General features: G+C 33.9%; 10 protein-coding genes. 2 read left to right on the top strand and 8 right to left on the bottom strand.

The features are described 5' to 3' along the window. Positions 1-87: 87 nt before the first annotated feature. Both QWY92_RS13190 and QWY92_RS13185 read left to right on the top strand, forming a co-directional pair. Positions 88-1518, top strand: a complete 1431-nt coding sequence (locus QWY92_RS13190; RefSeq protein WP_290272045.1) for a phospholipase D-like domain-containing protein — start codon at positions 88-90, stop codon at positions 1516-1518. 132 nt (positions 1519-1650) lie between these two features. After that, on the top strand, positions 1651-2283 hold the full coding sequence (locus tag QWY92_RS13185; protein WP_290272044.1) for a hypothetical protein: 633 nt from the start codon (positions 1651-1653) through the stop codon (positions 2281-2283). Positions 2284-2364: 81 nt separating this feature from the next. Here the strand turns inward: QWY92_RS13185 and QWY92_RS13180 are convergent, their stop codons facing one another. The 8 genes from QWY92_RS13180 to QWY92_RS13145 form a co-directional block, all read right to left on the bottom strand. Next, entirely contained in the window at positions 2365-4257 is a 1893-nt protein-coding gene (locus QWY92_RS13180; protein WP_290272043.1) for a SulP family inorganic anion transporter, read from the bottom strand. Positions 4258-4362: 105 nt separating this feature from the next. Then, entirely contained in the window at positions 4363-4734 is a 372-nt protein-coding gene (locus QWY92_RS13175) for a hypothetical protein (protein WP_290272041.1), read from the bottom strand. 164 nt (positions 4735-4898) lie between these two features. Beyond that, complete coding sequence (locus tag QWY92_RS13170; protein ID WP_290272039.1) at positions 4899-5264, bottom strand: hypothetical protein; 366 nt, start codon at positions 5262-5264, stop codon at positions 4899-4901. A gap of 548 nt (positions 5265-5812) precedes the next feature. Further along, entirely contained in the window at positions 5813-8806 is a 2994-nt protein-coding gene (gene secDF, locus QWY92_RS13165) for a protein translocase subunit SecDF (RefSeq protein WP_290272037.1), read from the bottom strand. Positions 8807-9073: 267 nt separating this feature from the next. Beyond that, entirely contained in the window at positions 9074-9637 is a 564-nt protein-coding gene (locus QWY92_RS13160; RefSeq protein ID WP_290272035.1) for a hypothetical protein, read from the bottom strand. A gap of 126 nt (positions 9638-9763) precedes the next feature. Next, on the bottom strand, positions 9764-10690 hold the full coding sequence (gene mdh, locus QWY92_RS13155; protein WP_290272032.1) for a malate dehydrogenase: 927 nt from the start codon (positions 10688-10690) through the stop codon (positions 9764-9766). A gap of 533 nt (positions 10691-11223) precedes the next feature. Further along, a complete protein-coding gene (locus QWY92_RS13150) occupies positions 11224-13770 on the bottom strand; it encodes a TonB-dependent receptor plug domain-containing protein (RefSeq protein WP_290272030.1) in 2547 nt (848 codons plus the stop codon). Further along, positions 13757-14671 (bottom strand): FecR family protein, encoded by a 915-nt coding sequence (locus tag QWY92_RS13145; RefSeq protein WP_290272028.1) that lies wholly within the window; start codon positions 14669-14671, stop codon positions 13757-13759. The genes QWY92_RS13150 and QWY92_RS13145 overlap by 14 nt, the downstream gene beginning before the upstream one ends. Between the last annotated feature and the right edge of the window lie 52 nt (positions 14672-14723).

The raw sequence follows: 14723 nt of genomic DNA, 5'->3' as shown, positions 1-14723 counted from the left end.
GGAATTTCATTTTGTATTATCTGCTGTACTTTATTATCGTGTAAAAACGATAAAGCACCAAGCATAACCACCCATTTTTGCGATACTATGAAAAGAAACGACAGCCTAACGCTATCTAAAGCCCTTCAAGACATTGCGCCTTTAATGCAAGATAAAACAGGTGTTTACGTACTTGAAGACGGTAGTGGCTCCATGGTGGCCAGAGCATGGTTAAGTGAATATGCCGAAAAAACAATAGATATTCAGTATTTTATATTTTCTACAGATAATGTGGGCCTTATTGCTTGCGATTATTTGGTACGTGCCGCCGATCGCGGTGTAAAAGTACGTATTCTAGTGGACGATATTATGGTGGATGCCGACATTGAAGATATATTAACCTTTAATTCGCACGAGAATATTTCGGTTAGAATCTACAATCCGGGAGTTAATTTAGGAAAAAACATCTTTCAGAAGATAGAAAAATTCACAACCGATTTTGTCATGGCGAACCAACGCATGCACAACAAAACTTTTATTGTAGATGATAAGGTTGTAATTACTGGCGGAAGAAATATAGCCGACGAATATTTTGATTACGATCATGAGTACAACTTTAGAGATCGTGATATTCTTTTATTAGGAAAAGAAACGGCCACGGTAAAAACATCATTCAACGATTTTTGGAATAGTGATTTAAGCCAAGATGTTACTGAAGTGGCTAAAGTTGCCCCACAAAAAGCCGATCCCGAAACCACGTTTAACAAACTCCATGAATATGCATGCAATCCTGAAAATTTTTGGCCGCAGGTAAAAACTCGTATTAAAAATTTACCCGATACTTTTGAGGCAATTAAAAATTCAGGTCATTTAATTTGGCTGGACGATGTCCAATTTATTTCAGATTTACCAGGAAAAAATGATGGTAAAAACGGACTATCTGGTGGTGGTATTTCTACTGATGCCTTGGTAGATTTGGTGAAAAACGCAACATCTTCTATTGAAATTTCAACGCCTTATTTAATTACTTCGGAATTGAGTCGGAATTTATTTAAAAACGCAGTAGACCGCGGCGTAAATGTTAGAATTTTAACCAATAGTTTAGCCTCTACAGATAATGTAGAAGCTTTTAGTAGCTACCAAAGTGATCGTAAGAAATTACTAAAAACAGGTGTTCGCATTTTTGAATTTCGTCCGGATGCTGACGAACGCAAAAAAATTATGACAGGCGAACTTCAAGAAACTTTAGATTACCAACCTATTTTCGGCCTACATGCTAAATCCATGGTTATCGACAATAATATTACCGTTGTTGGCACCTTTAATTTGGATCCTAGAAGCGCCAATTTAAACACGGAGTGTATTGTGATTGTGCATTCAGAAGATATTTCCCAAGGTGTTTTAAAAGGCATGGAAATCGAGTTTAAACCCGAAAACTCTTGGGAAACTACGCTAAATTTTAATCCAGATTCCGAAGTAAGCCGTTACAAGCGTTTAAAAACTTGGACTCGTAAAATTCTTCCGAAATCTATTTTGTAGTTTTTGCTATTAATAGTAAAATTGGAATTTCTTCATTTTCACAACACATCACTTAAAAACAACACTTCGGAACTTTAAATTCCCTGAAATGAAACTATATTCTGATTTTTGAATTGTTAAACAAAAAAACAGATGGAAGACACAATTAAAATATTAATTTACATACACGCTTTCTTTGGCGGCATGGGATTAATTACGGGAATTGGAAGTATAATAGTAAAAAAAGGAAGTACACCACATAAACTTTTTGGCAAACTTTTTTCCGTTGGCATGATTTGTAGCTCATTAATTTCATTACCAATTTCATGTATGCCAAACCATGAAAACTTATTTTTATTCTTAATCGGTTTGTTTACAATATACCTCGTGATTTCAGGTCGAAGAGCCTTGAAATTCAAAACAAACCAAAAAGCCGATTATCTAGACAAAATACTATCTATTAGTATGCTCGTATTTTCGTTAATCATGATTTTTATTGGAGTTTACGGGCTTTTCGGTCAGATTACCAATAGTATCTTATTTCTATTCTTTGGAGCTTTCGGACTGCTACTATCTGTTAACGATATGCGGTTTTACAAGCATCCGAAGAAAGCTAAAAATGGCTGGTTACGATCGCACATTGGTAAAATGATAGGCGCACTCATTGCCTCTTTCACCGCGTTTATTATTGCAGGTTTAGGCATTTCGAATATTGTCTCTTGGACGCTGCCAACACTTTTAGGTACTGTTTATATCCTGTACTGGAAACGGAAGTTAATGAAGTAGTTTCTGTACTTCGTGTTCAGCATTTAGTCAGCATACCAATCTATTTACTGACTGAATACTGCTGACTATTGACTGTTTATTTTAAAATTTATATTCAGAAAGGCCTTTAGGAAATGCCTCTGGATTTGCTGCTAAGTGATAACGAGGATCGTCGATATCTTCAACAATAACTTCTCTGAATTTCGGGTTTGATTTATAAAGTAATAATTTACAATCATCGCTTAAATGTTTCAACTTAATAGATTTCCCTTCAGCTTCATATTTCTCAACTAAGTTAAAAATAGCTTCAATTGCTGAATGATCGCTGACACGAGATTCAACAAAATCGATCTCTACCTCTTTAGGGTCACTTTTAATATCAAACTTTTCGTTAAAGGCTTGAATACTTCCAAAAAATAATGGTCCCCAAATTTCATAAACCTTAGTCCCATCTTCTTTAACACGTTTTCTAGCTCTAATTTTCTTAGCATTTTCCCAAGCAAAAACTAAAGCGGAAATGATAACACCAACGAAAACAGCAATTGCTAAATCGAAAAATACGGTTACTGCCGAAACTATAATTAATACAAAAGCATCGGATTTTGGTATTTTTTTCATGATTCTAAAACTAGACCATGCGAAGGTTTCAATAACCATCATAAACATTACTCCTACCAAAGCAGCAATAGGCACTTGTTCGATATATTTATCAGCAAATAAAATAAACGTTAATAGGGTTAAGGCCATCATAATTCCAGATAAGCGTCCGCGTCCACCTGCGTTTACATTAATTACGGTTTGACCAATCATCCCACAACCACCTGTTCCTCCGAACAATCCACTTAATATATTCCCAGAACCTTGAGCAATACACTCTTTATTTCCATCACCTCTAGATTCGGTTAACTCATCCACCAAATTCATCGTCATTAAAGTTTCAATCAAACCAACAGAAGCTGCTAAAAATGCATATGGCGCAATAAATTTTAAGGTATCTAAATTAAAAGGAAGATTACTCCAAAGCTCTACTAAGTTTAGGTTTTTAGATAATTCATCAAAACCATTTAAACCAGCTCCTCCTCCATCTCTAATAAACTCACCAACATTAATAGATTCCACACCACCAAAAACAGCAATTAAAGTAACAATTAAAATAGCTGTTAAAGCCGCTGGCACCTTGGTTGTTAATTTTGGTAAACCCCAGACAATAAGCATGGTTAAAAGCACCAACCCTATCATAATGTAGAGCGTATTACCTTCTAATGTGGATTTTACAACACCACTATCTTTTACGGAATAAAACCCGTTATCTTTTACATTGAAAACCACTTTTTTGGTTTTAACATCAAAAACTTGGTTGTCCGACATAACATAAACTTCCTCGCCTGTTTTGATGTTTACAACCGAGTTATCTTTAATTGAAAACAATTCGGTGTTAGAAACTAAATCCGTTACAGCTTGATCACTCACATTATAAACCAACTCTTTCGATTCCGTTTTACGCATGTTCTGGCCATAAATATCTTTAGTGTTTTCGGTAAACATACCCAGTTGTGCCATAAAAATAACAATGGCTAGACCGTTTACAAACCCCATCATTACAGGATGCGGAATTAAACGCACAAATTTACCAAGCTTAAAAACACCTGCTAAAATTTGAATAACCCCCATTAAAACTACGGCTGCTAACAGATAAAAATACCCCATATTTTCTACAGGCTGATCGAATAAAAGGCCTTTAGCGTGCCCTTCTTGAATCATGTGTACAAAAATAACAGCAACAGCACCAGCTGCACCCGAAATAAGACCAGGACGCCCACCAAAGCTCGCAGAAACAATACCAATTACAAAAGCTCCGAAAAGCGCTACAATAGGGCTTATTTGAGCCACGAAAGCAAAAGCTACTACTTCGGGAATCATAGCTAAGGATGTTGTAATACCTGCTAATACATCGTCTTTTGCATTAGGGGCTATCTTCCGAATAAAATCTGTCATGAATGTTGTTTTTTGAGGGTGCAAATTTACGTTTAATAAATTGCCACACAACAAGAACTACTATCTTTTGCGTTTAGAACCACTAAAACGTTTGAGAGGGAATACTTATTGGTGTTGTTCCAATAACCAATTTAAACCGATTTCTCTTTTATAAAATAGTTTGGCTTTTTCGCGAAGTGCGCCATTTATCGACATTATGGTTTTTGCAGACAATGTACCACCTGTAGTACCTATAACTACCGCCATAGCTTTTAACTCGGCGATATTGCCAATATTTTGTTGCGCTGTAAATGTGAAGGAGTAATTATATTTTTTATTTATAAGTACGGAAAACGGTGCTATTAAACTATTGATTAAATAATGATGACAAATATTAACTGCGTCTTCGTCTAAAACCACACCTTCGTCAAAGGTGACCTCTGCGATGCTTGGTGCGCAGATTTCTATGGTTCCGAAAGGAAGTTTATAGACTTTCATGGTGAGTTATTAAAATTAAAGGAGACTGCTTTTATAACATTGAGAGCTTTGAGATGTAATTTTAAGTTTGAATGAAAATCACTATTATATTTACACTTCTATTGCGGTATTGTATAATATACGCATTTAAATCGGAATAAAGTGTGAAAAACCGAAGAAAACAGCTACTTCTTAGCCAGCCAAGCTAACCCATCGGCCCTGCTTCCGAATAGTTTCATTTTACTTTGAAGCGGAACATTCATATCCATTAACATTTCAGTTGCCATAACGGCGCCTGTTGATTTTGTTATAACGCCTACGGCTTTTATTGCGTCTAAATCGGCCACGCTTACTTGCGCCTTATAAGTATATGTGTATGCGTTTTCCTTGTTTACAAGAAGACAAAATGGCGCCTTCAAATTACTAAGTAGAAAGTCGTGATATTGACCCACAATTTCTTCATCCATAACGACACCTTCGTTAATAATAACTTCTGCTAGCCTTGGATGATGAATATTAATAACACCGAAAGACAGCTTATAAATTTTCATTCGTTTTATTTATTTGTTTATTCAGAGCGTTTTAACCTTAAAAACACACACCTGACATGCACCTAAGTTGCAAACAATCATACATATACGATATTTTTGCATGTTTAAACGCGAAAGTACGCTAATAAGTTGCAGTAAAATACTTATATCACTAATTATTTGCGTGTTTAAGCGATAAATATAGCAAATACATTTTGAATAAAAAATCGAAAAGCACGAGTTACAGCATTAATAATTGTTCGTTTACAACCATGAAGCATTCTATTATTATGGTGTTGTATAAACACAGAAAGATTACACTTTAAAACGGGTGTAATTTTGCAGGTATGCCCGCGTTAGGGATTGATGCGGCATCCTTTTTTTATGATGGTTGAAGATGGTTTAAGGAAGCGATGAAAAGCATTGAATGATAAATTTTACTGAATTAGAACGTTCTAAAAAAAAGATATAGCGGAAAGCCCGACCTGAAAGGTAACGCCCAAATTATGGTATAAAAAAAAGCCCGGCAACTAACGCTGACGGGCTTTTGAATAATGAAAAGAATTGATTTACTCTTCTTCTTTCTTTTTTCCTTCTAATTTACTGATGGTATCATACATTACTGGTGTTGCTATAAATAACGACGAGTAAGTACCTACTATTACACCTACAATTAAGGCGAACATGAACCCTCTAATAGAATCGCCACCGAAAATAAAGATCGCTAATAATACTACTAATGTGGTTAATGAGGTATTTAAGGTACGACTTAATGTACTGCTTAATGAGGCATCTACAACACGCTCAAATTTCCAACCAGTGTGCTCGTTGAAAAATTCACGAACTCTATCGAATACTACCACGGTATCATTCAATGAGTACCCAATTACGGTTAATATGGCCGCAATGAAGGCTTGATCGATTTCCATTGAGAATGGCATGAATTTGTATGTTAATGAGAATACACCTAATACAATTAATACATCGTGGAATACCGCAGTTACGGCTCCTAATGAGTATTGCCATTTTTTGAATCGGATTAAGATATAAAGGAATACGACGATTAATGATCCTAATACTGCCCAGAATGATTCTTGTTTGATATCATCGGCAATAGTTGGACTTACTTTATCTGTTTTTAATAAACCTACCGTTTTTGTATCGGCATCGCTAATAAATTCTTCATAAGAAAGACCTTCAAAATAAGGTTGTAAAGCCGTGTAAAGTGTTTTACGGATTTCTTCGTCTACATCTGAACTTGTTTCTTCAACTTTATATTTAGTTGTGATTTTTACTTGGTTAGCATCACCAAATATTTTAGCGTTTGCACTACCAAATACTTCTGGACTAGACAATACACCTGTAATTTCTGAAGCACTAATATCGTGATTAAAACGTACTTGGTATGTTCTACCTCCAACGAAATCTACACCTTGATCTAAACTATTTGTAAATAAAGATCCTAAACTTACCACGATAAATGTACCTGATATGATGTAAGCTACTTTACGTTTTGATAAGAAGTTGATACGGATATCTCTAAATAAGTTTTTAGTTAATCCTGTTGAGAATTCTAATTTTCCACCACGGTTTGTATACCAATCGATTAATAAACGTGTGATGAAAATAGCTGTAAATAATGATGTACCAATACCAATAATTAAAGTAGTTGCGAAACCTTTAATTGGACCTGTACCAAATATAAATAATATTAAAGCGGTTAAACCGGTTGTAATATTCGCATCTAAGATTGAAGATAAAGCATTGCTAAATCCGTCTTGAATGGCTTCTTTTTGACCTTTCCCTTTAGATAACTCTTCTCGAATACGCTCGAAGACCAGTACGTTTGCATCCACCGACATACCAATGGTTAATACAATACCGGCAATACCAGGTAATGTTAACACAGCACCTAAGCCTGAAAGAATACCGAAAATTAATAAGATGTTTAATGCCATAGCAACATCTGCAAATCCACCAGCTTTACCGTAATAGATAAGCATCCAAACTAATACTAATGCTAAAGCAATCATGAACGACATTTTACCGCTATCAATAGCTTCTTGACCTAAAGATGGTCCTACAACTTCACTTTGAATAATATCTGCAGAGGCAGGTAATTTACCAGCACGTAATACGTTTGCTAAATCGATTGCTTCGTTTAAAGAAAAATCTCCAGAGATAGAAGAACTACCACCTGCAATTGGTCCTGTTGTTACACCTGGAGCAGAATATACTACGTTATCTAAAACAATAGCAATTTGACTTCCTTGAGCGTATGCATTTCCAGTCATTTCTTCCCAGATTTTAGCACCTTTAGCATTCATTTGCATAGATACCTCAGAGTTTCCTGTTGCTCCAAATTGGTTTCTTGCATCGGTTACAACCGCTCCATTTAATTGTGGTTGGTTTTCTCTGTTACCTTTTAAGGCATATAAATCTAATAATTCGCTTCCTTTTTTAGCTTTACCAAATACAAATTTAGCGTAACGTTGTTCTGCTGGAAGTAAAGCACGTACTTGAGGCATGCTTAAATAGCTTTCGATAAGTTCTTTATCTTTTGCTTCAAATTGTGCAATAATTGGTCCTCCTTGGTATCCTTGTCCTCTAATTAAATCAAAAATTGGGTTTACCGTTGTAGCTACAGATGTAGAATCTGTTTCAGCTTCACCTAAAAGATCATCAATTGCAGAATCTGCATCTTCAGTATCTTGTGGTTCTACTTCTGCAGTTTCAGTTTTTGGCGAAACAATGTCTTTTAATGTTTCGTTAGCTTGTGCTAAAAATGGAAAGAATTGTTCCCCTTTGTAGGCATCCCAAAACTCTAATTGTGCAGTACTTTGTAATAAGCTAATAGCACGATCTTTATCTTTAACACCTGGTAACTCTACTAAAATACGACCAGAAGTCCCGATACGTTGTATAGTTGGTTGTGTTACACCAAACTCATCGATACGTTTACGTAATACTTCGAATGCAGAAATTACAGACTCATCAATTTTAGTTGCGATAATGGTTTTAACCTCATCATCAGTCATGTTTCCATTAATTTCACCGTCTAATTCTTTGGTGTAAAAAATATCTGGAGAAGCTAGTTTAGTGTCTCCTTTAATTTTTTCAAAAGCCACGAAGAAATCTTCTAAATACGTGTTCTGGCTATTCTTTTGAATTTCCGAAGCATCGTCTAAAGCTTTGTTAAAAACAGGATCTTTAGTGTTGTTTGCTAAACCTTTCAAGATATCTTTAATAGATATTTGAAGTGTAGCACTAATACCACCTTTTAAGTCTAAACCTAAATTCATGGCTTTTTGTTTCACTTCATTGTAAGTGAATTTTGCAATACCCATATTAAATACGGTATCTGTAGCAATAGCTTCAAGATAAGAAGTCTCTTCAATACTACGTTTTGCACGATAATCCTCTTCGGTTTCGGCAATTTTACTAATGGCAGCTTCTTCGGCTGCAGTTTCAATTTGCTTTGCTTTGAATGTGAATGATAATTGGTAAATACTTACCAAACCAAACAAAACAGCAAATAATTTTACTAATCCTTTATTTTGCATTTGATTGTTTTTAGTTTGTCAAAAAAAATTAACGGGCAAATATATCATTTAAACCAAATAAACATTAAAAAATGCTAGAATAAATTTGCTTCTACTTTCTTTCTTCGGAAAGCATAAACGCCGCATTTAGTATTTTAAATGTACTTGGAATACCCTATTTAATTAGACAAGTTTTATGTTGAAATTGATATAATTGGGAATTCTATAAGAATGATTAATGTTGGTTTTTCAACTTAAAATGACGTTGAACCCAATACATGAATCGGTTTAGCAGGTTGGTCCTGCCCGAACTTCGGGGATATTATGAAGATTATTTTGTGTAGAAATAGAAACATTTCTACGCACTTTGTAAGCCGTTTTAATTGAGTTGCATTCTTCTGAAACCTTACCAGGCTCGATAGAAAACAACATATTTCGATCGAAAAAACGATCACTTTTAGAATCGGTATTTAAAACACATGCACCGTTTAAACCTAAACTGGCAGTCTTTGAGCTTTCTATTTCGTAAACATCTAAATTGTAAGCCATGTTTCCTTCGGAAGGAAATTCGGCAGACTTATTATTATCTTTAAAAGGTGTGCTATTTAGAACATCTTTAGTAGACTTCGAAAATGTTTTCTTAATACTAGCCACATCGGCATCACTATAATACGTGATTTTTAATGTACCCTTGGCAGTTTGTTTTACTTGAATATTATGAGCACCAAGATCTTGTAACTGTTGTTTTACTTGGGCTACGGCACTTAAAGTTTCTTGAGAAGAAACGTTTTCTTGATTAAATTCTAATACAATTTCCTGATTAGGCACCGTGAATTCCTGCTGTGAAAGCACAGCGAAAAAACTCAGGATTATAACTATAGCACTTATGTACCTTTTTAATTGCATGGCGCAAATATAAAAAAATAAAGGCTGTATTGCTACAGCCTCTATATATTTATGAAATTTAGTGATTTAAGACTATAAATCTAATAAACCATTTGTTTTTGTTACACCTTCAGCACTAGCTTGTACGTGTGCTTTTTCAGCATCACTTAAAGGAATATTAACAATACTTTCAATACCGTCTTTACCTAAAATTACAGGTACACCAATACAGATATCGTTTAAACCATATTCACCTTCTAAATAAGTTGAACATGGGAACATTTTCTTTTGGTCGCAAGCAATAGCTTGAACCATACCGCTTACTGCAGCACCTGGCGCATACCAAGCAGAAGTTCCTAATAAACCTGTAAGGGTTGCTCCACCTACTTTAGTATCGGCAGCAACTTGCTCTAAACGTTCAGCACTTAAAAATTCAGAAACTTTAATAGAGTTTCTTGTAGCGTGAGACGTTAATGGCACCATACCAGTATCGCTATGTCCACCGATTACCATACCGTCAACATCGCTAATTGGTGCTTCTAAAGCTTCAGCTAATCTGTATTTAAAACGTGCAGAATCTAAAGCTCCACCCATACCAATAATTCTATTTTTTGGTAAGTTGGTTGATTTATGCACTAAATATGTCATGGTATCCATTGGGTTACTCACAACAATAATGATTGTATTTGGAGAATGCTCAATTAAATTTGAAGATACTGTTTTTACAATTCCAGCATTAATACCAATTAATTCTTCACGTGTCATTCCTGGTTTACGAGGAATTCCTGAAGTAATAACGCAAATATTACTATCTGCTGTTTGGCTATAATCGTTAGTTACACCTGTAATTTTAGTATCAAACCCATTTAAAGATGCGGTTTGCATTAAATCCATGGCTTTTCCTTCAGCATAGCCTTCTTTGATGTCTAATAAAACGACTTCCGAAGCGAAATTTTTAATTGCAATATACTCCGCACAACTTGCGCCTACTGCTCCTGCTCCTACTACAGTTACTTTCATAAGTTAAATTTTTATATTTTATTTAATTCATTCATTTAATTGACTAAAAACCTGAAAAACACGCTTCAAATCACGCAAATTTACAAATTTAACTTCTATTTTTCATGAAGAACAGTGATTAATACGCCTTAAAATGAAATAAAAAAAAGCACAGAATAAAATTCTGTGCTTTTCTAACAACTAACTAAACTAAACTAAATAAAACTAAACTTTCCTTTCTCTAATCTCAATTTTAAAACCTCAAAAAGGATTTATAAATGAGTAATATTATTTTTAAAATTAAGTTGTAACAACTCAATTGAAACTTACTATTTATGGCTAAAAATTAAGGGGGGCAAGGATTCTATAAATTTCAATTATTAAACTACACTTCAATCAAAATATCGCTTCCTTTTACAAAAACAGCTTGTTTTTAGGTTAAAGTTTTTATAATCACCGTCTTAGCCAAAGCAAAGATACACTAATTTCTATACTACACAACATTTTAACGCTAAAAAATGCATTTGAACGATTCTTTATTGTTTTTAAACGGATTAAAAATTGAATCTAAGACTCATATTTGGAGTTAAATCAAGGGATTTATTATCTATTTGAATGGCAGTATTAGAGTCTTCTGGGTTAACTTCATAATACCTATTTATAACGTTCTGCTTGCCTAAAACATTAAATACACCAACTCTTAAAGCACCGCTCATTATTTCGGTAACCCGAAAAGTATAATTTAATGAAGCATCTAATCTGATAAAATCATCAAGATTAAAACTGTTTGGATCACTATAATTCACCAAAACATCATTCCCATCCCGAACCGTCTCATTATCTTCAACAGGTTTGGTGTAAGGCTGGCCTGAACGCCACATACCGCCAACAGATAGTTCTAAATGCTTTAAAACATTATAATTTACAGCTAACGATACCGAATGCCGTATATCTACATTATTAGGAAATACAGAAGGACTAAAGCTTTGAAATTTGTAATTATTTTGACTGTAAGTATAACTAAGCCATGTACTATACTTATTAGCTGTTTTATTAATTAAAAACTCAGCACCTTTTGCCGTATAGTTTCCGGTGGCATTAACAAACTGAAAATTATTATAAAACCCTTGGTTTGAAGCCGTAATACCATCAACATGTTTATAGAAGCCTTCAATATCCATTAACCAGTTATTTTTATTAAACTCGAAACCTAAAGACACTTGTTTACTTTTAGATATTGGAATATCATTTTCGTTAGCCAAAATCCATCTTCTATTTTCAACACCTAAAAAATCGTCCTGAAAATCAATAATTTGATTTGCAGATTGATTTTTAAATTCGCCTTGAAGTTTAAATGCTATTTGTTGTGATAGTTTTTGCCTAAAATTTAATCGCGGCTCAATAATGAGTTTATTAAATTTCTGAAAATAATTCCCTCTTACACCTATTCGTAAATACGTCTTATTTTTATTAAATTCAATTTCACTAAACAAAGCATGATTTAGAAGAACATCCTTTTTTGTTTTCTCGTAAGATGGCGCACTTACAGTAGTTTCATTAAGAATACCAATTTCACTAAATTGATAACCGTTTAAAAAGTGCAAATATTTATTGATTTTATACTTTGTATTCAGCTTAAAACCGGTTTCTAATACTTCGTTTGCTTGGGTTAGTTGCTGGTTAGTTTCAATTCTATTATCTGTAGCATCTACATTGTAGTTTGAATAAAAAGCAGAGGCTTCTGTTGTGAATCTATCATTCCACGTTGCATTCCAGCTTCCACCAAAACCAATATTCTCTTGCTGTAAATTACTGGTTTTAGAATTTACATTATCGTCATTATCTGTATACACCTCTGTATAATCTAAGTTATTATTAATACCAATTACGTTTGCACGAAACTGATGATTTTCATTTAAATCGAACAATAATTTCGCTGTATAATCGTAAAAGAAAAAATCTGAACTTCGGTTACCATCACTTATGTTATCACTATTAGTTGTTAACTCACTATCCTGAAAACTACGTTCAAAATAATTATCATAAGTTGGTGAATTAAAAACATCTGTAAACGAGCGTCTACCAGAAACATGCAAAGCCAGTTTTTTGCTAATAGGTATTTCTAAAAACACATCGGCATGCATTAAATTAGCACCAAAACCTCCAGAAAATGTATTGTTTATTTCATTTTTAGTAGACATATTAATGGTACTAGAAACACCATCACTAAATTCACTTGGCGTTCCATTTTTAGTAACCACGACTTGGTTTGTTAAATATGGATTGTAAGCAGATATTAAACCAAAAAAGTGTCCTGAATGATACATTTTAATACCGTCCCAAAGTATTAAGTTCTGGTCGTTTGTACCACCGCGCACATTAATATTAGCAATACTTTCATTTACGCTTTCTACACCAGGTAAAGCTTGTATAGACTGCAACACATCGGGATCTGTTAACCCTGGTAACACTCCAAATTTAGCCGTATTTAAAACCGTACTTCCATCAATACGTTTCTGCAAGCCTGTTGTTAAAAACTTAGATATTAATATTTTATTCAGCGCCTGACTTTCTTCTTCCATTATTATGGTTTTACAAAAACCATTTACAGACCTCAGCTCACTAGCTTTAAATGTTAGAGATTTAAACCCTAAAAAACGAATTTCTATAGTTTCATTAATGGGAATATTACTTAACTGAAATCGACCTTCTATATCCGTAATAACACCTTTAGATCTATTATTAATTACCACGGAAGCTCCAAGCAAAGGCAACTGATCTATGTTATCTATTAAAACACCGCACAGCGAAATAGTTTTTTCGATGGTAGAAATGGTAATATACCGTTCGCTAAGTAATTTAAAATTTAAATTTGTGTTTGCATTTAACCTGTCTATTATAAATTGAAGAGATTCTGATTTTTTTATTGAATCAACAAAAACCTGATCCACATCTGTTACCGAATACGAAAACTTAACATCAAATTTGGCTTCAACTTCAGCAATAACATCTATTAACGGCTTCTTATCTTGAGATTGAAATCCGAAAGAAAAGAAACCACTGAATAAAATTAAAACAAAATAAATTTTAGTTAGATTCATAGTTATAAAACTCAACGTTTTTCCCTGATATGTTATAGCTTAATTTAAGCGGAATAGTTACAGATTGCAGGGCAATGTTTTTATCGTTATGTGTAAAAGTTCCAGAAAACATCTGCTCGGCATCAATTTTACTCGTATCGATAACAATATCATACTGAACTTCTAGCTCGTTTATTACTTGCCACAGCGGCACCTCACTAAAACTAGATTCTTTAGCCAACCATGATGGATTTTCAGCATTAAAAGGTTTAACCTCTACAATGTCTCCATTAACAACTCTCACCGATTTTCCTGGAGTTAAAATGGTTTTATTATTTTTGTGTGTAACACTAACCGAACCTTCGTAGCATTGTACCTCAAAATAATTATCGCGTTCCTTAACATTAAATTGCGTTCCTAAAACCTGAATACTCCCAGCATCGGTATCTACAGTAAACTTTTTACCTTTTGTTACTTTAAAAAAAGCTTCACCTTTTAAGGTTAAACTTCTATTTTGGTTCCATTCTTTTTTATTGAAGGCTAACTCTGACTGTGCATTCAGTATCACTTCAGAATTATCTGGTAATTTTAGAGTTTCGGTTTGAGCAATTTCAGTTGAATAAGATGCGGTATGATTAAAAAACAAAAAGTAAGATGATGTTAATAACACAACCAATACAGCAGCAACCTTCATAAACGTTTTAAAGTTTAATGGAACAACCTTGGTTTCTTCTTTTTTAAATGATCTTTTCTTAAAATCGGCCAGAGCGTGTTCTGCATCTATTTTTGGCACTTCAATCTGCTTAGAATAGAAGCCCATTTTTTCTAGAGTCGAAAAATCTTCCGAAGGATATTTGTTTTTAATATCTTCCAAAGACATTTCACCTTCAAACCATTTTAATATGTCGTTTTCTTTATTCATCTTTTATGCTATACAACTATAAGACACCTTATTATTTATTTACCCTACTAAA

Origin of the sequence: Algibacter miyuki (genome assembly GCF_030409805.1) — a bacterium.
GTDB classification, from domain to species: Bacteria; Bacteroidota; Bacteroidia; order Flavobacteriales; family Flavobacteriaceae; genus Algibacter; species Algibacter miyuki.
Note: the sequence above shows the minus strand (reverse complement) of the source record. Positions and strands in the feature narration are given on the sequence as shown.